Here is a 20,699-nt window from a genome sequence, read left to right on the forward strand (position 1 = left end):
TTAAGATACATTATTATTGAATCATTTGAAATTTGTATTATAAAAATAGTTTTAATAGAAAAAACAAGATATAAGAATACAAGATATAAGAATACAGATAAATTGGGAGGGAGTCGTGGTATATGAGAAGAACGGTATTTATTTCGTATTATCATGGAGATCAGGAAGCTGTAAATAAGTTTATTAAGGACTTTTCTGATGTTTTTATACCAAAAGCTGTAGGTATTAAGGATGGGGATTTTGTTTTCAACAGTGACAATCCGCAGTATATTATGAGACGAATCAGAGAAGAAAAGTTACAAGATTCGACAGTTACTATAGTGTTAATAGGAAGGTGTACTCACAGCAGGAGATATGTTGACTGGGAAATTAAGGCATCATTGCAACAGGGACAGACTTTGCCAAATGGATTAATAGGGATTAATTTACCATATATGGGAAAGGAAGGTGCTGCACCAGAAAGATTATTGGATAATCTACAACGAGACAGCCAGAAAAATAATCAAAGTTATGCAAGATATTATACATATCCATCATTGAAAAGTGAATTGCGAGAATGGATTGAAGATGCGCATAAGGCTCGAGAGAGTAGAGCATCGTTGATACATAATGGCAGGGATATGATGAAATATAATTCAAAATGTAGATTTCATGATGTAACGCATTAAAAAAGAAGTAAGTGCCTCAAAACAAGGCGTAGTGTAAATGTGAACTTCCAGAATACCTGAGTCGTAAAAAGTCTGACGTGAGGACACACAGGTCAGACTTCGCGAAGTGCTGTACAATAAAAATAAGTGATGCGGTGAAAAAATATTCAGTAAGCGCTTAAATCTTGGGTAGCTTTACTGTCTACGTTTTTAAACTCATAATGATAGTAAATAGATTTTTACTACACTCCGCTTGATAGGAGATAGAAATTTACTACATTAGGAGGTTTCATTATGAGTAAGAAACGTGCTCCATGGCGTAGGACTCTCTGGGGTCAGACGCCAATGTTGGGAACTTAGCGTCAACTTAAGGACTTTAAATCGATTTACTTGTTCTTTGAAAATCAAATAGTAAAAATATACAATTTCGAGCGTAAAATATCAGCACTATGTCTACTTGACAAATTGGTCAAAATTTGCGGCGCAGCCTCTTGAATATATACTTTTTTAGGAGGTAATGCCATGAATTATTATGATTTAATTCCTTTGATTTTAACACAGTTACATAAACGGATTAATTCCGATGAATTTCTTGAACGATTTCGACGTCCAAATTCTTTTGTGCGATATCGTAAACTGACATTGAAACAGGTTGTTGCTTATCTTATCCATTCAAAAAAACGTTCCATGGATATTGAATTGTCTGATCTTCAGCGCCAGCTTCCGGACATTGATTTTCCTGATGTTTCCAGGCAGGCTGTTTCAAAAGCCAGAAAAGGAATTCTGCCGGATCTTTTCAAAGAACTTTTGGATAAACAGGTTGAAATGGTTTATACACACCTTGACTGTCCAAAAAACTGGTTTGGATACCGTGTTTTTGCTGTTGATGGGTCTACACTGGAGATTCCCTTGTCCAATGATACCTCTGCGGAATTTGGGGCTATTACCAGCTGCAACAATCATGATGTTTTCTGGGTTGAAGGTCTGCTCTCAACTATTTATGATGTCTTTCTCGACCAGATAATTGATGGACAGATATATACGAAAGCGGCCGGTGAACGTGATCCGGCAAGAGAGCACTGGACCCGGCTGCAGGAACTGAACCTTGCTGACAATGCCCTGCTCATTTTTGACCGTGGATATTACTCAAAAGAATTATATGAGGATCTGGTTTCCAATGGATGCAACGTTTTGATGCGTTTAAGAAAAGACAATAAATTTTGCAAATTAGGTTCCGATGATTTTTCATGGACAGCTACTTCCACAAATGGCAAACCGATCCTTTACCGGGTTGTAAAAGTTCCTCTGCCTCAAAAGTCCAAGGAAGCAAATGAGTATCTGGTAACCAATATTATAAATCCATCTATCTCTCCATCCTTGTTATATAACCTTTATTTTGAACGCTGGAATATCGAAACAAAATACAGGGAACTAAAAGACTGGTGGGAACTGGAAGAATTTACAGGGACAAGCTGTAATTCTATTGAGCAGGAATTATATATAAACCTATTATTCTCCAATATTGCAGCGCTTGTCAAAACAGAAGCTGACAACATTGTAAGGGAAAAAGCATTTGTAAAAAACAAATGGGCATATCAGGCAAAAAGGACTTTTATCATCGGCGAAGTCAAAGCTCTTATGCCCAAGTTCCTTTTTATGTCCATGGAAATACTGCCAGTTATCATGAATTTAATCATAAAAGCATCAAAAAAGCGTTCACAGATTCACCCTGGCAGATGCTATGAACGCTCTAAAAAGAACAGAGACCGGAAACACATTCACACAAGAAAATCCGTTCTCTAAACACATACACAAGATATAGCCATTTTGAAAGGCCTATCCTGTATAGGTCTATTAAACTATACCATAAATTCTGCAATAAGGCGATATGATTTTTTACTATTTAATTTTTAAAGAACATATTTCAATGTATACAGATATAATTCATTTAAGTTGACGCTAAGTTCCCAACATTGGGGTCAGACGCCATGAAATATCAATAAAGAAAATAAAACAGAGCTAAAAGATCTGTAAAAGAAACATAAAATATCTTGCAAAAGCTTACCATTGGATGCCTGTGAAGCGGATCTGAAAAGAACCAGAAAAGAACTGCACAGCCAGGAGCACCTGAAATATAAGTTGGGTACGGAACTGGATAATCTGGATGTTCTTGCAGAAGATTATGACGATGGATACGAGGCTGTTCAGTTGAAGATTGACGAGGTTTATGACAGGATCGAGATTCTGGAGGAAAGGATCCGGAATCTGAAAAAGCGGATGGAGGCTTATGTCAGTGGGAGTTGAAAGCTCCCACTGACAGATCGCGAAGCGACTGCGTTCATGAGCAAGTAGCGAAGTGGATTGCGAATGTCCGCTATACAAAAATGTAATTGTACGTATAGGTGCTATATGCTATAATTTATCTGTGGGAAACCAGAGAGCCGGGCGGCTTACCCTCTTTTTTTATCGGAGGGGCTAACCCTCCAGACGAAAGAAAGGAGGGCGTTGCCAATGTATGTTACATACTCTGACCTGATTCAGATTGGAATATTCATTGTTGCCCTTGTTGGATTGTGCTACACAATTTTTAAGGGAAAACGAAAATAGCCGCCACTACTGCCAATAGTGACGGCTTAACGTAAGTTAAGTAATCATTATTGAGGGTAGCCGTTCCTTTGGCTTCCCTTTTTTCTATGTTCAATATAGCATATTTTTAAATTCTATTCAAGAGAGAATTTAAGCTAGGGGTGCTAATTTTGCAAAAAGACTCTAGGGTCAGACTTTATGAAGTGCCTGCGGATGGAGTGTGTTACAAGGAACATTGTCTTGTAGAATTTGACTTGGAACAGGCTGAAATATTGAGTTTTGTTGAAACATAAGAATATTTACTGAATAAAAGCGGTAGAACGTGTATAATTGTATTACCATATGATTAAAAAATTATGATGGGAGTATGATTATGAGCCGAGAAAGAACAGATGAGGAAGTAAAGCGTTTAGCACCTAAGCAGGAAATATTGCGTGAATTATATATAAAATCAGGGAATGAGTGTGCCTATCCCGGATGCCATAATGTATTAGTGGATGAAAACGGTAAATTCGTTGGAGAGGTATGCCATATTGAGGCAGCAATGCCTGGTGGAGAACGATTCAATCCTAATATGACAAATGAAGATAGAAGATCTTTTGGTAATTTGATGCTCATGTGCCATCATCACCATGTAGTGACAGATGATGTTTGCATATATACAGTTGAAAAGCTGAAAGAGATGAAAAGAAACCATGAGATGAAATATTCGGGGATTATAGGTCAAATGATGAACTCGATTACGGATTATGGCATGTCTTTAGAATATACACCTTGCTTTAATTGTAAAAAAATATCACGAATTTTGGATTGGGGATTAACAGATGAAGAAAATCGTGAAAATGCAGCAGTTTTGGATAAGCATTTGCAAAAGTTGTTGGATTTACCGATAGAAACCAGGCAATTGCTGGGGATAATGGTAATGAGATCATATTGGAATCGCTACGATTGCATAGTACCGATACACGAAGTTGAAAGAGCAACTGGATTAAAACCAGAAAATATTATACAAAATGTTGAAATATTGGAACGAAGAGGAATTATATCAGAGATTGAGGTAGAAGAGGAAAAGGGGATTCCAAGCTGCATATTGTATCCTGATTTTGAGTCTAGTTTCCCATATTGGAATGCTATACGGGAATTCGTAAAGAAAACAGGAACACCGATAGAAAGAATTTGTTGTGATCTGGATTTTTCTGTATTTGACGAATAAAATGTAATGATGCCGTAGGCAGAAACATTTGGATCAGACCCTATGAAGTACCGGAGTATACTCTGCCTAATGGACAAAAAGTGAAATTCCTTGATGATCAGAAAACCTATCTGGGGAATCAACTGGAGTCTGAATTTGGAGGAGACAGCTGCTTCGGTATTTTGGCAGGTATGGATTTTATTCTGGTATGTACATTTGAGAAAGAGGGTAAAAATCCAGAGCTGTTGATTTATAAAAAGAGATAATATAAGCAAAAACAAAAATTCCGCTTTACAAATAACAGATAAAGTACTAAAATAAACAAAAAGATATCTTCAGGGCAGGGTGAGATTCCCTACCGGCGGTAGAGCCCGCGAGCCGAAAGGCATGATCCGGTGAGATTCCGGGGCCGACAGTACAGTCTGGATGGAAGAAGATGATAGTACAGTTGATTTTTTGAATGAATGTAGTATCAGAGCTCTGAGATGGTGATCCATTTCAGAGCTTTTTATATAGGAAATCAAACATTCATTTATCGATCAGATGTAACCGATCAATTCCACCCTGCAGATATTTCTGCAGGCTTTTTTTGTATCTGGTACATTGTTTTCGAAATAATTATACCATTCACTTGTCTGTGAATTCGATTGCACAGGTTTAAAAGCCTCGGCGTAGCCCAGGCAAAGAACAGGAATAAGAAAGAAGGAATAGAAATGACGGATCAGGAATATATGCTTCGGGCGATTCAGCTGGCAAAAAAAGGAGAAGGCTGGACGAATCCCAATCCTATGGTAGGGGCAGTGATCGTAAAAGACGGAAAGATCATCGGGGAAGGCTATCATAAAAAGTATGGAGAACTTCACGCGGAACGTAATGCAATTGCTTCTCTTACAGAATCAGCAGAAGGTGCGGTGATTTATGTTACGCTGGAGCCTTGCTGTCATCATGGAAAAACACCTCCATGTACGGAAGCGATCATTGAACAGAAGATCAGAAAAGTGGTGATCGGTTCCCGGGATCCGAATCCGAAAGTGGCAGGAAAAGGTGTGCAGATGTTAAGGGAAGCCGGTGTAACAGTAGTTGAAGATTTTATGAGAGAAGAATGCGATCAGCTGAATCCAGTGTTTTTCCATTATATTACTACGAAGACTCCTTATGTGGTGATGAAGTATGCCATGACACTGGATGGGAAGATTGCAACGAAGACAGGAGCATCAAAATGGATTACCGGAGAAGCGGCAAGAAAAGAAGTACAGCATATGCGGCATCAGTACATGGGGATCATGGCAGGTATTGGAACTGTGCTTGCAGATGATCCGATGTTAAACGTCCGGGTAGAAGGCTGGAAAAATCCTGTCAGGATTGTGTGCGACAGTAAGCTCAGGATCCGTCCGGACAGTCAGATCGTAAAAAGTGCGGAAAAGTATCGGACGATCGTGGCTTATGCAGATCAGAAAAATACAGAAGAAAAAATAAAAATATTACATACCATGGGAGTTGAGACCATTTACTGTCCCGATGAAAAGAATCAGATAGACCTTAAGAAGCTGATGGCAGATCTTGGAAACAGAGGCATTGACAGCATCCTCCTGGAGGGAGGCGGTACGTTAAATGACAGTGCCCTGCGAGCCGGAATTGTAAAGGAAGTACAGGCTTTTGTGGCACCAAAGCTGTTTGGCGGGGTGGCCGGGAAGACACCGGTAGAAGGTATCGGAGTTGAATTCCCGTCTGATGCAGTGGAACTGAAATATACAGATATCTGCCAGATCGGTGAGGATATTCGGATAAGATGTCAGGTGTGTGAGAAAAAACAGGAGGAATCATGTTTACAGGAATCGTAGAGGAGAAAGGAAAAGTCCGTTATATACAGCTGACAGGGGAATCAGGGATCCTGGCAGTGAAAGCCAGGAAGGTCCTGGAAGGAACAAGGATCGGTGACAGTATTGCTGTGAATGGTGTGTGTCTGACAGTTACGTCGATCCAGCCGGACGGATTTACTGCCGATGTGATGGCAGAGACGATCAGAAGAAGCAGTCTTGGCAGCTGCAAGGCCGGAAGCCAGGTAAACCTGGAACGTGCAATGGCTGCAGATGGCAGGTTCGGGGGACACATAGTAAGCGGCCATATTGATGGGACTGGAGTGATACGTTCCATGCTCCGGGAAGAAAATGCCATCTGGGTATCAATTGGGACATCGCCGCAGATCTTGCATCTGATCGTGGAAAAAGGATCCATCTGTATTGATGGGATCAGTCTGACAGTTGCAAGGGTTGATGAAGCTGGTTTTCAGGTGTCGGTCATTCCGCATACAGGAGAAGAAACCACCCTTTTGGAAAAGGTGCCGGGGGATCTGGTTAATCTGGAAAATGATGTGATCGGAAAATATGTAGAAAAACTGCTTGGCATCAGAAAAAATGAAGAAGAGAAAAAAGAATCCGGAATTACGATGAAGTTTCTTGAAGAATTCGGGTTTTAGAACAGGAGGATATACACTATGTCACAAAATTATCAGTACAACACAATCGAAGAGGCACTTAGGGATCTTAAGGAAGGAAAAATAGTTCTGGTCACAGATGATCCGGACAGAGAAAATGAGGGAGACCTGATATGTGCGGCAGAGTTTGCAACCCGGGAAAATATTAATTTCATGGCGACTTATGCAAAGGGTCTTATCTGTACACCGATGAGTGCGGAAATTGCAGCGAGATTGAACTTTCCGCCGATGGTTGTTGAGAACACGGACAATCACAGTACAGCATTTACCGTGGCAGTGGATCACGCAGATACAACCACAGGTATCTCTGCGGCAGAGCGCTCCTATACCATTATGAAGTGTGTGGATGATCAGTCGAAACCGGAGGATTTCAGAAGACCGGGACATGTATTTCCACTTATTTCCAGAAAAGGCGGGGTTCTGGTACGGAATGGTCATACGGAGGCAACAACAGATCTTATGAGACTTGCCGGGCTGAAAGAATGTGGCGTGTGCTGTGAAGTTATGAAAGAAGATGGCACTATGATGCGTACATCACAGCTATGGGAAATGGCAAAAGAGCATAGCCTTACATTTATTACGATCCGTGATCTGCAGGATTATATAAGAATACATGAAAAGCATGTAAAGGAGGAAGCAGCTGCAAACCTCCCAACGCAGTACGGTGATTTTAAAATGTATGGTTATATCAATGACATTACAGGAGAGCATCATCTGGCACTGGTAAAAGGTGATCTGGGAGATGGTGAGGATGTGCTTTGCCGGGTACATTCGGAGTGTCTGACAGGAGATGCATTCGGATCACTCAGATGTGACTGCGGCCTGCAGCTGCAGACAGCGATGCGCCAGGTAGAGGCGGAAGGCAGAGGAATCATTCTGTATATGAGACAGGAAGGCAGAGGAATCGGACTGATCAATAAGATCAAAGCTTATGCGCTTCAGGAACAGGGATACGATACTGTGGAGGCTAATGTGAAGTTAGGGTTTGCACCGGATCTCAGAGAGTACTGGGTTGGGGCACAGATACTGTCAGACCTTGGTGTGAAATCATTAAGATTACTGACAAATAACCCGGATAAAGTTTATGGACTTGGTGAATTTGGGCTGAAGATCAATGAGAGAGTACCTCTGGAGATTCCGGTACAAAAGTATGACCGGAAGTATATGAAAACGAAGCAGGAAAAGATGGGTCATATTTTTAAAGAAATAAATTTATAAAAAACAGCAAATATCAGGAGGAAGAAAAAATGAGACAGATCAATTTAGTAGAAGGAAAAGTAGTAGCACCGGAGGGAATGAAGGTTGGTATCGTGGCAGCGAGATTCAATGAGATCATTGTGAATAAATTATTGGGAGGGGCAGTCGACGGACTAGTAAGACATGGGGTAGAAGAAGAGAATATTACTGCAGCATGGGTGCCGGGAGCATTTGAGATCCCACTTACAGCACAGAAAATGGCACAGTCAGGAAAATATGATGCAGTTATCTGCGTGGGAGCTGTCATCCGTGGAGATACTTCACATTATGATCTGGTGTGCAATGAATCTGCTAAGGGGATCGCACAGGTTGAACTTGCAACAGGGATCCCGGTCTTATTCGGAGTGATCACGACTGAGAATATCGAGCAGGCTATTGCGCGTGCAGGAAGCAAAGCAGGAAATAAAGGCTATGACTGTGCATTATCTGCGATCGAAATGGTCAATCTGATGAAACAGCTCTAAAAGACAGGAAAATAAATGATGACAAAAACGATCATATTCGATTATGATGGAACGATCCATCATACCCTTGGAATCTATGAACCGGCATTTCGTGAAACCTATCAGTGGCTGACAGAACAGAAGGCTGCAGAAGAACGGGAGATAGGCTCGGCGGAAATTGCCGGCTGGCTGGGATTTAACAGTAAGGAGATGTGGAATACATTTTTGCCGGAGCTGGATCAGAGCTATAAAGAGCAGGCAAGCAGGATGGTAGGAGAACTGATGGTCAGACAGATCAGGAAGCATAAGGCAGTGTGGTATCCGGGAGCAGAGGAGATGCTTACAGCCTTGAAGAACCGGGGATATCATCTTGTGATCTTAAGCAACTGTAAGGCTTCATATCGTGAGGCGCACTGGAAGGAATTTGGGATGGAACGGTGGTTCGATCATTTTTATGACTGCGAATCGTATGGATTCCGTCCAAAGACAGAAATTGTGAAGGAAATTATCCGGGAATATACAGGCCCTTATCTGGTGGTCGGAGACAGGAGGCAGGATCTGGAATGTGCCAGAGCCTGCAAAAGCCCATTCATAGGATGTCTGTATGGATATGGTGAGAAAGGGGAGCTGAACGGGGCAGATCATCTTGCAGAACATATAGAGGATATACTACGGTTAGTGATATCTGTACGGTAGCGGATAAGGTATTGCTTTGTGACAGGAAACATTTTTATGTAATGTAAACCATGACGGTTTTTGGGTCAATTTAAAACGAATTTTAAAACTAAAGGGAGAAGTCTGCCCAAATGAGGAAGAATAGGAAAATTCATCTCTCAAAAGGGTAGATTTTGCATCCCTCAAAACACTATTTTAGCAATATTTTATTATCAAGGAACATTTTTGCACATATTTGACGCCCTGTGATACTAAACTTACCACTTTTTCAGTGGCGTCCCTGAAGAGGTGGGAGAATTCTTGCTACGGTTGTTAAAAATACTGTTATTCGGATTTTTGTCCAGAACTCTTTTCAGACACTTTCTGGTCCGGATAATAGTATTTTTTTGTTTGAATTTAATAAAAATATGGAAATCCAGATAAATTTTTGGTACAATTCATTTATAAACGATAAAAAGAACATATATATATTACTTCTGTCATCGTAACATATCAGGAGGAGAAAAGTTTATGAAATTGTATATTTCGTTAGCTTAGAACCATTTGCACGGAAATTCAGAGCCATGGTGACAGAACAGCCAGTGCCAACATTAACGCCTTCACCTGTTCCGATAAGAGAGCTGGTTACGAAGGGAAATAAAATATACTAAGAAGATTTCTGAAATGAGGTGTTTCTATGGCGAGCAGAATTGCGGTGATTGGAATTATAGTTGAAGAGCCTGATTCTGTGAAAGAACTGAATCAGATTCTTCACGAATATGGTGAATATATCATAGGAAGAATGGGAATCCCATGCAGACAGCGTGGTGTTAATATTATCAGCGTGGCGATGGATGCACCCCAGGATATGATTAATGCAATGACAGGAAAAATCGGGCGGCTTGCAGGGATTTCTGCAAAAACAGTTTGCTCAAAAAAGGCAGAAAACATATAACAAGAGGGGGATTACATAGTGTCAGCAGATTTAAAAATGTTAGAGAGTATCCAAAATACGCAAAGTATTTCAAGGGAAGAATTGGATGCGATTTTACAGACACAAGATTCCTTCCTGATACAGGAACTTCATAAAAAGGCACAGCAGACAGCGACACAGATCTATGGAAATAAAATATATATCCGCGGGTTGATTGAATTTACTAATTATTGTAAAAATAACTGCTATTACTGTGGAATCCGTAACGGCAATACAAAGGCAGACAGATATCGCCTTACAACAGAACAGATTCTATCCTGTTGTAAAACCGGATGGAACCTGGGATTTCGTACATTTGTATTACAGGGAGGAGAGGATCCTTATTATACAGATGTGAAAATCTGCCAGATCGTTCAGGAAATTAAATCAAAATATCCGGACTGTGCAGTAACCTTATCCATTGGTGAGAAGAGCGAAGAAAGCTATCAGGCATATTTTAATGCCGGAGCCGACAGATATCTGTTAAGACACGAAACTGCAGATGAAGAACATTACAGAAAACTCCATCCACAACAGATGTCTTTAAACAACAGAAAAAACTGCCTGAAAGTTCTGAAAAAAATCGGCTATCAGACCGGTTGCGGATTTATGGTAGGATCACCGGGACAAACGGTAGACACCCTTTATCAGGATCTTCTGTTTATTAAAGAATTGAAACCTGAAATGGTTGGCATCGGACCTTTTATTCCTCATAAGGATACTCCGTTTGCAGATCAGCCTGCAGGGACACTGGATCTGACATTGAGATTATTATCAATCATCAGACTGATTCATCCACATGTTCTTCTGCCAGCGACAACTGCACTTGGAACAATTGATCCTAAAGGAAGAGAGAAGGGAATTCTGGCTGGCGGAAACGTCGTAATGCCTAACCTTTCTCCGGTTAATGTCAGAGATAAATACAAACTTTATGATAACAAAATCTGCACCGGTGACGAAGCAGCAGAATGTAAGGCCTGTATGGCAGCAAGAATGAAGAGCATTGGTTATGAAGTAGTGACGGACAGAGGCGATTATAAGGTCTGAATGTAAAGCTGATTTTTCTGAAGTTCCAGAATGCTTTACAAAAAGAGTCACTTCTGAATAACTTAAGCATCCGCAGTATGCGGAATATAAAACTGAATATAGAAAAATAAAAACTAATCGGAAAGCAGTTGATAAGAAAGCTCCTGACCGAAAAGAAAGGAAAAAAGCCTATGTATAATCCAAAATCATTAAAAGCAGAAGAATTCATTTCCGACGAGGAAATTCGGGAAACCCTTGCCTACGCTGACGCAAACAAGGAGAATGTGGAACTGATCGATCAGATTCTTGCGAAAGCAAAAGAATGTAAAGGTCTTACGCACAGAGAAGCGTCTGTTCTTCTTGCCTGTCCAATTCCTGAGAAAATTCAGGAGATGTATGATCTGGCAGCGGAAATCAAGAAAGAATTCTACGGAAACAGAATTGTTTTGTTTGCGCCTCTGTATCTGTCTAACTATTGTGTAAATGGCTGTGTGTACTGCCCGTATCATAAGAAAAACCAGCACATTGCCCGTAAGAAATTAACACAGGAAGAAATTGTAAAAGAAGTTACCGCATTGCAGGATATGGGACATAAGCGACTCGCTATTGAGGCGGGTGAAGATCCGCTCAATAACCCGATTGAATATATTCTGGAATGTATCAAAACGATCTATAGTATCAAACATAAAAATGGTGCGATCCGTCGTGTAAATGTAAATATTGCAGCTACAACAGTAGAAAATTACCGTAAATTAAAAGAAGCCGGAATCGGTACTTATATTCTTTTCCAGGAAACATATCATAAAGAAAGCTATGAAAAACTTCATCCAACAGGGCCAAAACATAACTATGCATATCACACAGAGGCAATGGACCGCGCGATGGAAGGTGGCATTGACGATGTCGGCTTAGGTGTATTATTCGGACTGGAACTTTACAGATATGAATTTGCAGGACTTCTGATGCATGCGGAACATCTGGAAGCAGTTCATGGTGTAGGACCGCATACGATTAGTGTGCCACGTATCAAACATGCGGATGACATTGATCCGTCTGCATTTGACAACAGTATCAGCGACGAGATTTTTGCAAAAATCTGTGCACTGATCCGAATCTCTGTTCCATATACAGGTATGATTATTTCAACAAGAGAGAGTCAGGCTGTTCGTGAGAAAGTTCTTCCTTTGGGTGTTTCTCAGATTAGTGGAGCTTCAAGAACCAGTGTCGGTGGATATGATAAGCCTGAAACGGAAGATGAGGTTACATCTGCTCAGTTTGATGTCAGCGATCAGCGCACGCTTGATGAGATCGTAAACTGGCTGATGAATATGGGAGACATCCCAAGCTTTTGTACCGCCTGTTACAGAGCCGGAAGAACCGGTGACCGTTTTATGTCATTGTGCAAAAGTAAACAGATTTCAAACTGCTGTCATCCAAATGCCTTGATGACTTTAATGGAATATTTACAGGATTATGCAAGTCCTGAAACTAAGAAAGTCGGTCTGGAACTGATTCAGAAGGAACTCGAAAATATTCCAAGTGAAAAAGTAAAGAGGCTTACAGAAGAACATCTGGCAGATATCGTAAATGGGCAGCGTGATTTCAGATTCTGACAGAAATATTGTGAAAGGAAAAAATATGGCTGTTACATTAAATGAAACACCTTCTGCAAATCGTCTGCATATTGGAATCTTTGGAAAAACGAACAGCGGAAAATCTTCATTTATCAATGCGTTTTCCGGACAGAAAGTATCTATTGTAGCAGATGTTGCGGGAACTACTACGGATCCTGTATACAAGGCTATGGAAATTTACCCTCTCGGTCCCTGCGTCCTGATCGACACGGCGGGATTTGATGATAAAGGTGAGCTTGGAGCTTTACGTATCGAAAAAACAGAACTTGCAGCGCAGAAGACGGACCTGGCAATTATTCTCTTCTGTGAGGAAGAAATGTCGCAGGAATTAAAATGGTATCGTTACTTTAAAGAGAAAAATACGCCTGTGGTTCCCGTCCTCAATAAAACAGATCTGTACACGCAGGAAGAAAAAGAAAAACTTGCTCACCTGATTCAAAGGAACACAAAGGAAGAAGTCTGTCTGATCAGTGCTAAAACAGGAGAGGGAATCCGTAATTTGAAGGAACTGCTTGCCCGAAGTATTCCGGAAGGATATGGAAACAGGATGATTACCGGTGATCTGGTTGATACCGGTGACCTGGTTCTGCTTGTGATGCCACAGGACATTCAGGCACCAAAGGGGAGACTGATATTACCACAGGTGCAAACTTTAAGAGAACTATTGGACAAAAAATGTCTGGTAATGAGTGTGACAACAGATCAGTATCTGTCAGCCTTGGAGAATCTCGCAGTACCTCCGAAATTAATCATTACAGACTCGCAGGTATTTTCCTATGTATATGAAAATAAACCAAAGGAGAGTATGCTGACTTCTTTTTCAGCTCTTTTTGCGGCATACAAGGGAGATTTACCATATTATATAGAAGGCGCAAAGGCAATTGATACTCTTAATGAAAATTCACATGTTCTCATTGCAGAATGCTGTACCCATGCACCTCTGAAGGAAGATATCGGAAGAGTGAAGATTCCGCGAATGCTCAAAAAACGTTTTGGAGAGAAACTGGATGTAAGTCTGGTAAGCGGAACAGATTTTCCTGATGACCTTACTAAATATGATCTGATCATCCAATGCGGTGCCTGTATGTTTAATCGCAAATATGTAATGTACCGTATTGATAAAGCCAGAAATCAATATGTACCAATGACGAATTATGGAATAACGATTGCTCATCTTACAGGCATTTTAGAGCACATTGCACTTCCATAATTTGCAGAATATTTTGCAGGAACACTCTGAGGTCAGATACCATGAAATGTCGATACACTTTCCGAAGGCGCCTCAAGTTTGTATGACGGAACAGCTGAACTGTATGACGGAATTATCAGTCTTGCAGACGGAACAGATGACCTGAAAGACGGAACAAAAGAATTTACGGATAAAACAAAAGATATCGATACACAGATAGATGATGCGATCGATGAGGCAACAGATAAGATTGCAGGCAAAGACTTCATACCGATATCCTTTGCATCTGATGAAAATACTGATATCGGACTTGTACAGTTTGCTATGAAAACAGAAGCAATCTCTATAGATGATGACGATGATGAGGAAGAAACAGTGGAAGAGAATAAGAGCTTCGTGCAGAAACTGAAAGATCTCTTCTAAAATATAAATCTCAGGACTTTTATTAAGTTTCGGGGGAATTCCCTGAGGAAAATAAAGGTTCTGAGACTTTTTTTATAGAAAATATAAATTTGTTGTTTTTACAACATACTTAATTGGAGATATCAGATATACTCTGATCTGTAACCAAGAAAAAACAAACATTCACATATAACATAACTTTTAAAGAATTTTTAGGAGGGAAATATGATTCGAAAAATCATACACATTGATGAAGAACTCTGCAACGGATGCGGATTATGCGCCAATGCCTGTCAGGAAGGGGCAATCGGTATTGTAGATGGCAAAGCAAAACTGTTAAGAGATGACTACTGCGATGGTCTGGGAAACTGCCTGCCGGTATGTCCGACAAATGCAATCTCTTTTATCGAAAGAGAAGCAGCCGCGTTTGATGAGGCGGCGGTGGAAGCGAATATGAAGGCGAATTCAGAAAAAGCCAATATAAATGTAAATACTGATATAAACACAAATAGCATAGAAGGAACTCAGGGAGTGAAAAAAGTTTTCACAGGATGTCCGGGAAGTATGGCGAGAAAAATTCTCAGAACTTCACAGAATCCAAAAGAAGATAGAAATCGTGTGCAGGTAAATATATCATCAGAATCTGAATTAAGACAATGGCCTGTGCAGATCAAACTGGTGCCTGTAAATGCTCCATACTTTGACGGAGCGCATCTTCTGATTGCGGCAGACTGTACCGCATATGCTTATGCAAACTTCCATCAGGAATTTATCAGAGGAAAAATTACGCTGATTGGATGTCCGAAACTTGATGAAGGCGATTATAGTGAGAAACTGACAGAGATTATCCGTCAGAATAACATTAAAAGCGTAACTATTGTCAGAATGGAAGTCCCATGCTGCGGCGGACTCGCCAGAGCAGCGGAGACAGCTTTGAGAAATAGTGGAAAGTTCATTCCATGGCAGGTGAAAATTATCTCAACAGATGGACAGATTGTGGATAATATGTAAGAAACTGCAGAGAATAGTAACGTAATATCTGTTATAAAAAGTGTCATATTTTGAGTAAATCAGAATTCATACATTGTTTTCAAAGTAACGGTACGTAAATATAAGTGTATAGATAAAAAGCTTTAGCATATTGGACTTTTTTCGGAAAGCATTTACTAAGTGTAACTATTACCAAGAATTATATAATATAGAGGAGATAAAAAAATGGATAGACAGATGTTTTGTTTTCAGTGTGAACAGACTGCAGGATGCAGCGGCTGTACAGGAAAAGCAGGAGTATGCGGAAAAACCGCAGATACAGCAGGACTTCAGGATGAACTGACAGGGGCATTAATCGGACTTGCCCGCGCCTGTGCAAATAATGAAAGAAAAGAAACAACAGACAGAATCATCATAGAAGGACTCTTCACCACAGTGACTAACGTAGCATTTGATGATGATTCCATCAAAGAAATGATAGACAAAGTAAATACAGAAAAGAGCAAAATCGTGCCAGGCTGCGCAGCATGTGCATCCAGATGCGGAAATACCGATAACTATGATATGAAACGTATGTGGGAAGCTGACGAAGATATCCGTTCACTGAAATCCCTGATTCTTTTCGGTATCAGAGGAATGGCCGCTTATGCATACCACGCAATGGTTCTTGGATATAAAGACCAGGAAGTCAATAACTTCTTCTATAAAGCATTATTCACACTGGCAGAAGACTGGGGAATGGAAGAACTTCTCCCGGTAGTGATGGAAGTAGGAAAAGTAAATTTAAGCTGCATGGCACTCCTTGATAAAGCAAACACCGAAACCTTCGGCACACCGACACCGGTAACCGTACCTCTGAAAGTAGAAAAAGGCCCGTTCATCGTAGTGACAGGACACGATCTCTACGACCTCAAACTCCTCCTTCAGCAGACAGAAGGAAAAGGAATCAACATTTACACACATGGAGAAATGCTTCCGGCACACGCTTATCCGGAACTGAAAAAATTCCCACATCTGAAAGGAAATTTCGGAACTGCATGGCAGAACCAGCAGAAAGAATTTGACCATATTCCTGCACCGATTCTCTACACGACCAACTGCCTCATGCCGCCAAAAGCCAGCTACAAAGACAGAGTATTTACCACAGAAATGGTATCCTTCCCAGATGTAACCCACATTGACGATGAAAAAGACTTCACACCGGTAATCGAGAAAGCCCTGGAACTGGGCGGCTACGCAGAAGATACCCAGTTTACGGGAATCAACGGAGGAACAGAAGTTACAACCGGTTTTGCTCATGGAACAGTACTGGGAGTAGCTGATAAAGTAATTGAAGCAGTCAAATCCGGAGCTATCAGACACTTTTTCCTGGTAGGTGGATGTGATGGCGTACGTAAAGGCAGAAACTACTACACTGATTTCGTAAAGCAGACCCCGGATGACACCATTATCTTAACCCTCGCCTGTGGAAAATACCGCTTCAACGACTTTGACCTCGGAACCATCGGCGGACTCCCGAGAATCATGGACATGGGACAGTGTAACGACGCCTACAGCGCAATCAAAGTAGCCGTAGCACTTGCAGAAGCATTCAACTGCAGCGTAAACGAACTGCCACTGAGCATGATCCTCTCCTGGTATGAGCAGAAAGCAGTCTGCATCCTTCTCACACTGTTACACTTAGGAATCAAAGACATCCGCTTAGGTCCGACCCTGCCGGCATTCATTTCACCAAATGTCTTAAACTATCTGGCAGAAAACTACAACATCGCTCCGGTAACAACTCCGGAAGAAGACCTGAAAACAATCCTTGGATAAACAATTTTAACATAATATATAGCAAGAATTCTCCTTCCTCTATAGGTGGGAGATGAATTGCAAAAAAACAGAAAAGAACACTTGTTCTGTAATGCGATTCATGGTATAATAGAATCAGTCGATAAGGCAAAAGATCAAAAAGGACTGTTTTTATGGAAAAAATAGATCACAATGCACATTCAGTATATTTGATGTATTATCATCTGATCATGGTGGTAAAATATCGAAGAAAAGTTATCAATGACCCAATTTCAGAAAGAGCAAAAGAAGTATGGGAATATATTGCACCCCGATATGGAATTGTTTTGGAGGAATGGAATCATGATATTGACCATGTGCATGTAATGTTTCGTGCACAGCCTAAAACGGAACTCAGTAAATTTATCAATGCATATAAAAGTGCCAGTAGCAGGCTGCTGAAAAAAGAGTATCCGGAAATAAGAATTTTTTCCGTGATCCCAAGGTTGGATTTCCACGTTTCAAGTCAAAACATCACTCCAAAAACAGCTACACAACAAATGTAGTCAACGGAAATATTCTGGTAGAAGATAAGCGGATCCGGCTTCCCAAATTAAAATGGATCTCCATGAAAAAACACAGGGAGCCTGCAGAAAACTGCTGTCTGAAATCAGTGACAGTCAGTATGGAGCCGTCCGGAAAGTATTTTGCAAGTCTGCTGTATGAAGGATACAGCTGCGAAAACCAAGCAGCAGATGAAGATTACAGCAATGCCAAAATACTGGGGATTGATTATGCGATGCAGGGGATGGCAGTGTTTTCAGAAGAGATTGAACTTGAAAAAGCAGGATTCTTCAGAAGAAATGAAAAAAGGCAGGCAAGGGAGCAGCGTAAACTGTCGAGATGTGTAAAAGAAAGCCTCAATTATGTGCGGCAGAAAAAGAAAGTTGCCAGGTGCCATGAAAAAATACGAAACCAGAGAAAGGATTATCTGCATAAACTGAGCCGCAGGATCACAGACCAGTACGATATAGTCGCGGTAGAAGATATTGATATGAAAGCAATGGGCCAGTGCCTGCATTTTGGGAAAAGTGTACAGGATAATGGATACGGGATGTTCCGGAATATGCTGGATTATAAGCTTGCCTGGAAGGGAAAGAAATTAGTAAAGACAGACCGCTTTTTCCCTTCAAGCAAAAAATGCAGTAAATGCGGAAAGATAAAAAAAGAGCTGAAATTATCCGAAAGAGTTTATCGCTGTACGTGTGGAAATGAGATGGACAGAGATTGAAATGCAGCGATCAACATCCGTGAAGAGGCAAGAAGGATGCTGACAGCATAAACTGTCCGTATCCGGACAATAAGTAAGAAAATACGCCCGTGTCCGGGCAAAAGAATCGCGGGGCACGCGAGGATAGCTTGTAGATACTTGGCTCAGTAGAGTCATTGAGCAAGAAGCCCCCACTTCAAAATCTGGGATTTAAGTGGTGGGAGCATGTCACAAGAAGATATACTTCTATTACTACAAAATTGAACATTAAGTGCGAGATCGCACATTGTGAGCTGTCTTTCCTTTGGAAGGGCAGCTTTTCGATTATCTATCAAAGATTTTGAAGAAAAAAGTAAGGAGGAAAGTGTAATTAAAGGGAATATATGTTATTATGTGAGTGACAAATCGTTAAGGAAAGAATCGAAGGTGGTGCAAACGAAAAAACAGTATTGAGACTTTTCATTAACTGCCCTTTCGTTTGCATCAATTTCGATTTTTTCTGGTTGAACAAAGCGCGTCAGCTCTATATGGACTTTTAATTCTGACACTCTATTTGTAATAAGATAGCGTGTACACATAGAAACACATAGAATTTATAATTCAGTCCTGTATTATGACACCAGAAATAAGCCTCCTTAAGGAAGCTAAAAAAATATACAGTTACGATACGTTAACAGAGCGTATGTGGTTTTGGTTTTATAAAATGTTGTTCTGTAGGCAGAGGAATAATTTTACCACCACAGGAAGAGCACTTGCATATATCTTTATTGTAAAGAAGACGGATAATGGCAGGTGCATCCATATCTTTCAGTTTGGAAATATATTTTTTGCAGCCAAGGATGTTTCTGCATAGGGCAATCTTTTTCTTCTTATTTCTGGATGCAAGAAGACCATAGTGCCTGATACGTACAAAACGCTTTGGAGGAACATGCATTAAAAATCGACGGATAAATTCCTCGCCGGATAGGGTGATCTCTTTCCAATGCCCTTGATTTTTGTAATCTTTAGCAGAAAATGTAACTGTAGATTCTGTCATGTCTTTGATTCTGTAGTTGCTGATAGCAATCCGGTGGGTGTATTTTCCAAGATATCTGATGACAGATTCGGCACCGTCAAATGGTTTCTTACAATAAGGAATCCATTCCTTTACATAGCAGGTATTTAATAATTCCTTGAAAGTATAGTAGTTTTTGTAAGGAGCAGCTGATCCATGAAATTCAAGCCTGTCATTTTCCCAGAGCTGCTTAAGTTTAGCCATATATTTTCCACGAAACGTTTTGGAGATCATCTTAATCGGAAGAAAAAAATCTTTCCCTTTGTCTTTCCAATGACTTTTCACATCCAGCCCTCCACCAAGAACAATTGCATGGATATGAGGATGAAAATTCATGGTGCTTCCCCATGTATGGAGGATACAAATATAGCCGATATCAGTCCCAAGATATTTATTATCAGCAGCAAGTTCACTGAGAGTATCTGAAGCCGCATGATAAAGAGCAGTGTATAAGAATTTCTGGTTGCTGTAGATAATGGGATTAAGTTCTTCCGGAACTGTAAAAACCACATGGAAATAAGGAGCATCTAAGACTTCCTCCCGTCGTGCATCTACCCACTTTTCTTTTGGAAACTCCTGACACATAGGACAGCATCTGTCACGGCAGGAGTTATAGTGGACTGATATACAACCGCAGTCCTCGCATACGCTTACATTCACACCGAAGGCACCGGTTTTGCAATTCATGATGTGGTAAGCTGCTTTTCTCTGAGCGGGAGAAATATTATGTGTGGATTCAAATGATGAATAAAAACGATGAAAAACATCCTGAATCGTACAATCCTTACTCATGATTCGCCACCTTCCGGGTTGTCGAACGGGCTGCGGATTCCAAGAAGTGTCTTGTTGCTCACATGAAGGTAAACATCTGTGGAGCGAGGATCAACATGCCCCAGAAGTGACTGGATATATTTTATATCCGTGCCACTCTCGAATAAGTGACTGGCAAAACTATGACGGCACGCATGAGAGGAAACATGACGGTTAATGCCAGCGAGTTTAGCACTTTTCTTAAAGAACTGGTTAACACTGGCTATATCAAGATATCCACCGGACCAGGAACTTGGGAAAAGGATATCTTTAGGGCGACCACATTTGTACCAATACTCTGT

The 20,699-nt window shown here is 40.7% G+C and carries 20 protein-coding genes, 2 pseudogenes and 1 riboswitch; of the genes and pseudogenes, 20 read left to right on the plus strand and 2 right to left on the minus strand.

Features of this window, described 5'->3' with window-relative positions; all coding sequences use genetic code 11:
• Window positions 1-122: 122 nt before the first annotated feature.
• The 20 genes and pseudogenes from H8Z82_RS15200 to H8Z82_RS15290 all read left to right on the plus strand — a co-directional run.
• Entirely contained in the window at window positions 123-668 is a 546-nt protein-coding gene (locus H8Z82_RS15200; protein WP_186995571.1) for a TIR domain-containing protein, read from the plus strand.
• A 501-nt stretch (window positions 669-1,169) separates the two neighbouring features.
• The gene (locus tag H8Z82_RS15205) at window positions 1,170-2,450 is read left to right on the plus strand and encodes an IS4 family transposase (protein ID WP_186995572.1); all 1,281 of its coding nucleotides are present in this window, start codon (window positions 1,170-1,172) and stop codon (window positions 2,448-2,450) included.
• A gap of 264 nt (window positions 2,451-2,714) precedes the next feature.
• Window positions 2,715-2,951, plus strand: coding sequence for a hypothetical protein (locus H8Z82_RS15210; protein ID WP_186995573.1), 237 nt, complete (start codon window positions 2,715-2,717; stop codon window positions 2,949-2,951).
• A gap of 207 nt (window positions 2,952-3,158) precedes the next feature.
• The gene (locus H8Z82_RS17795) at window positions 3,159-3,254 is read left to right on the plus strand and encodes a putative holin-like toxin (protein WP_019161382.1); all 96 of its coding nucleotides are present in this window, start codon (window positions 3,159-3,161) and stop codon (window positions 3,252-3,254) included.
• A 352-nt stretch (window positions 3,255-3,606) separates the two neighbouring features.
• Complete coding sequence (locus tag H8Z82_RS15215; protein WP_019161383.1) at window positions 3,607-4,446, plus strand: hypothetical protein; 840 nt, start codon at window positions 3,607-3,609, stop codon at window positions 4,444-4,446.
• Window positions 4,447-4,526: 80 nt separating this feature from the next.
• Window positions 4,527-4,691 (plus strand): hypothetical protein, encoded by a 165-nt coding sequence (locus H8Z82_RS15220; protein ID WP_279289730.1) that lies wholly within the window; start codon window positions 4,527-4,529, stop codon window positions 4,689-4,691.
• A gap of 61 nt (window positions 4,692-4,752) precedes the next feature.
• Window positions 4,753-4,867: riboswitch (FMN riboswitch) on the plus strand.
• A gap of 271 nt (window positions 4,868-5,138) precedes the next feature.
• On the plus strand, window positions 5,139-6,266 hold the full coding sequence (gene ribD / locus H8Z82_RS15225) for a bifunctional diaminohydroxyphosphoribosylaminopyrimidine deaminase/5-amino-6-(5-phosphoribosylamino)uracil reductase RibD (RefSeq protein WP_186995574.1): 1,128 nt from the start codon (window positions 5,139-5,141) through the stop codon (window positions 6,264-6,266).
• On the plus strand, window positions 6,248-6,901 hold the full coding sequence (gene ribE / locus H8Z82_RS15230; RefSeq protein WP_186995575.1) for a riboflavin synthase: 654 nt from the start codon (window positions 6,248-6,250) through the stop codon (window positions 6,899-6,901). The genes ribD and ribE overlap by 19 nt, the downstream gene beginning before the upstream one ends.
• 18 nt (window positions 6,902-6,919) lie before the next feature.
• Window positions 6,920-8,137, plus strand: coding sequence for a bifunctional 3,4-dihydroxy-2-butanone-4-phosphate synthase/GTP cyclohydrolase II (locus H8Z82_RS15235; protein WP_186995576.1), 1,218 nt, complete (start codon window positions 6,920-6,922; stop codon window positions 8,135-8,137).
• Window positions 8,138-8,166: 29 nt separating this feature from the next.
• Window positions 8,167-8,640, plus strand: a complete 474-nt coding sequence (ribH, locus tag H8Z82_RS15240; RefSeq protein ID WP_006427673.1) for a 6,7-dimethyl-8-ribityllumazine synthase — start codon at window positions 8,167-8,169, stop codon at window positions 8,638-8,640.
• A gap of 15 nt (window positions 8,641-8,655) precedes the next feature.
• Window positions 8,656-9,315: an HAD family hydrolase gene (locus H8Z82_RS15245; RefSeq protein WP_243176493.1), complete on the plus strand. Its 660-nt coding sequence runs from the start codon at window positions 8,656-8,658 to the stop codon at window positions 9,313-9,315.
• Between the two features lie 655 nt (window positions 9,316-9,970).
• Window positions 9,971-10,228 (plus strand): TM1266 family iron-only hydrogenase system putative regulator, encoded by a 258-nt coding sequence (locus H8Z82_RS15250; RefSeq protein WP_173744287.1) that lies wholly within the window; start codon window positions 9,971-9,973, stop codon window positions 10,226-10,228.
• A gap of 36 nt (window positions 10,229-10,264) precedes the next feature.
• The gene (hydE, locus tag H8Z82_RS15255; protein ID WP_173744288.1) at window positions 10,265-11,293 is read left to right on the plus strand and encodes a [FeFe] hydrogenase H-cluster radical SAM maturase HydE; all 1,029 of its coding nucleotides are present in this window, start codon (window positions 10,265-10,267) and stop codon (window positions 11,291-11,293) included.
• 170 nt (window positions 11,294-11,463) lie between these two features.
• A complete protein-coding gene (hydG, locus tag H8Z82_RS15260; protein ID WP_117674528.1) occupies window positions 11,464-12,885 on the plus strand; it encodes a [FeFe] hydrogenase H-cluster radical SAM maturase HydG in 1,422 nt (473 codons plus the stop codon).
• Between the two features lie 25 nt (window positions 12,886-12,910).
• Window positions 12,911-14,116, plus strand: a complete 1,206-nt coding sequence (gene hydF / locus H8Z82_RS15265) for a [FeFe] hydrogenase H-cluster maturation GTPase HydF (protein WP_173744293.1) — start codon at window positions 12,911-12,913, stop codon at window positions 14,114-14,116.
• 78 nt (window positions 14,117-14,194) lie between these two features.
• Window positions 14,195-14,518, plus strand: coding sequence for a hypothetical protein (locus H8Z82_RS15270; RefSeq protein ID WP_186995577.1), 324 nt, complete (start codon window positions 14,195-14,197; stop codon window positions 14,516-14,518).
• 204 nt (window positions 14,519-14,722) lie between these two features.
• Complete coding sequence (locus H8Z82_RS15275; protein WP_186995578.1) at window positions 14,723-15,508, plus strand: ATP-binding protein; 786 nt, start codon at window positions 14,723-14,725, stop codon at window positions 15,506-15,508.
• Window positions 15,509-15,712: 204 nt separating this feature from the next.
• Window positions 15,713-17,305: a hydroxylamine reductase gene (gene hcp / locus H8Z82_RS15280; RefSeq protein ID WP_186995579.1), complete on the plus strand. Its 1,593-nt coding sequence runs from the start codon at window positions 15,713-15,715 to the stop codon at window positions 17,303-17,305.
• A gap of 152 nt (window positions 17,306-17,457) precedes the next feature.
• Window positions 17,458-17,748 (plus strand): annotated as a pseudogene (gene tnpA, locus H8Z82_RS15285) (IS200/IS605 family transposase); the annotation flags it as partial.
• A 56-nt stretch (window positions 17,749-17,804) separates the two neighbouring features.
• Window positions 17,805-18,554 (plus strand): annotated as a pseudogene (locus tag H8Z82_RS15290) (RNA-guided endonuclease InsQ/TnpB family protein); the annotation flags it as partial.
• A 649-nt stretch (window positions 18,555-19,203) separates the two neighbouring features.
• Here H8Z82_RS15290 and H8Z82_RS15295 read toward each other — a convergent pair.
• Together H8Z82_RS15295 and H8Z82_RS15300 are read right to left on the minus strand one after the other, a co-directional pair.
• Complete coding sequence (locus H8Z82_RS15295; protein ID WP_186995581.1) at window positions 19,204-20,379, minus strand: IS91 family transposase; 1,176 nt, start codon at window positions 20,377-20,379, stop codon at window positions 19,204-19,206.
• Window positions 20,376-20,699 (minus strand): tyrosine-type recombinase/integrase (locus H8Z82_RS15300; RefSeq protein ID WP_186994031.1); only part of this gene is annotated, 324 nt, incomplete at its 5' end. The genes H8Z82_RS15300 and H8Z82_RS15295, both read right to left, overlap by 4 nt.

The sequence above is a fragment of the Blautia difficilis genome, from assembly GCF_014297245.1.
Taxonomy (GTDB): Bacteria; Bacillota; Clostridia; order Lachnospirales; family Lachnospiraceae; genus Blautia_A; species Blautia_A difficilis.

Excerpts from the sequence above, each read along its gene's own strand:
- H8Z82_RS15200 (WP_186995571.1), top strand. The coding sequence starts at position 123 with ATGAGAAGAACGGTATTTATTTCGTATTATCATGGAGATCAGGAAGCT.
- H8Z82_RS15205 (WP_186995572.1), top strand. The coding sequence starts at position 1,170 with ATGAATTATTATGATTTAATTCCTTTGATTTTAACACAGTTACATAAA.
- H8Z82_RS17795 (WP_019161382.1), top strand. The coding sequence starts at position 3,159 with ATGTATGTTACATACTCTGACCTGATTCAGATTGGAATATTCATTGTT.
- H8Z82_RS15215 (WP_019161383.1), top strand. The coding sequence starts at position 3,607 with ATGAGCCGAGAAAGAACAGATGAGGAAGTAAAGCGTTTAGCACCTAAG.
- ribD (WP_186995574.1), top strand. The coding sequence starts at position 5,139 with ATGACGGATCAGGAATATATGCTTCGGGCGATTCAGCTGGCAAAAAAA.
- ribE (WP_186995575.1), top strand. The coding sequence starts at position 6,248 with ATGTTTACAGGAATCGTAGAGGAGAAAGGAAAAGTCCGTTATATACAG.
- H8Z82_RS15235 (WP_186995576.1), top strand. The coding sequence starts at position 6,920 with ATGTCACAAAATTATCAGTACAACACAATCGAAGAGGCACTTAGGGAT.
- ribH (WP_006427673.1), top strand. The coding sequence starts at position 8,167 with ATGAGACAGATCAATTTAGTAGAAGGAAAAGTAGTAGCACCGGAGGGA.
- H8Z82_RS15245 (WP_243176493.1), top strand. The coding sequence starts at position 8,656 with ATGATGACAAAAACGATCATATTCGATTATGATGGAACGATCCATCAT.
- H8Z82_RS15250 (WP_173744287.1), top strand. The coding sequence starts at position 9,971 with ATGGCGAGCAGAATTGCGGTGATTGGAATTATAGTTGAAGAGCCTGAT.
- hydE (WP_173744288.1), top strand. The coding sequence starts at position 10,265 with ATGTTAGAGAGTATCCAAAATACGCAAAGTATTTCAAGGGAAGAATTG.
- hydG (WP_117674528.1), top strand. The coding sequence starts at position 11,464 with ATGTATAATCCAAAATCATTAAAAGCAGAAGAATTCATTTCCGACGAG.
- hydF (WP_173744293.1), top strand. The coding sequence starts at position 12,911 with ATGGCTGTTACATTAAATGAAACACCTTCTGCAAATCGTCTGCATATT.
- H8Z82_RS15275 (WP_186995578.1), top strand. The coding sequence starts at position 14,723 with ATGATTCGAAAAATCATACACATTGATGAAGAACTCTGCAACGGATGC.
- hcp (WP_186995579.1), top strand. The coding sequence starts at position 15,713 with ATGGATAGACAGATGTTTTGTTTTCAGTGTGAACAGACTGCAGGATGC.
- H8Z82_RS15295 (WP_186995581.1), bottom strand. The coding sequence starts at position 20,379 with ATGAGTAAGGATTGTACGATTCAGGATGTTTTTCATCGTTTTTATTCA.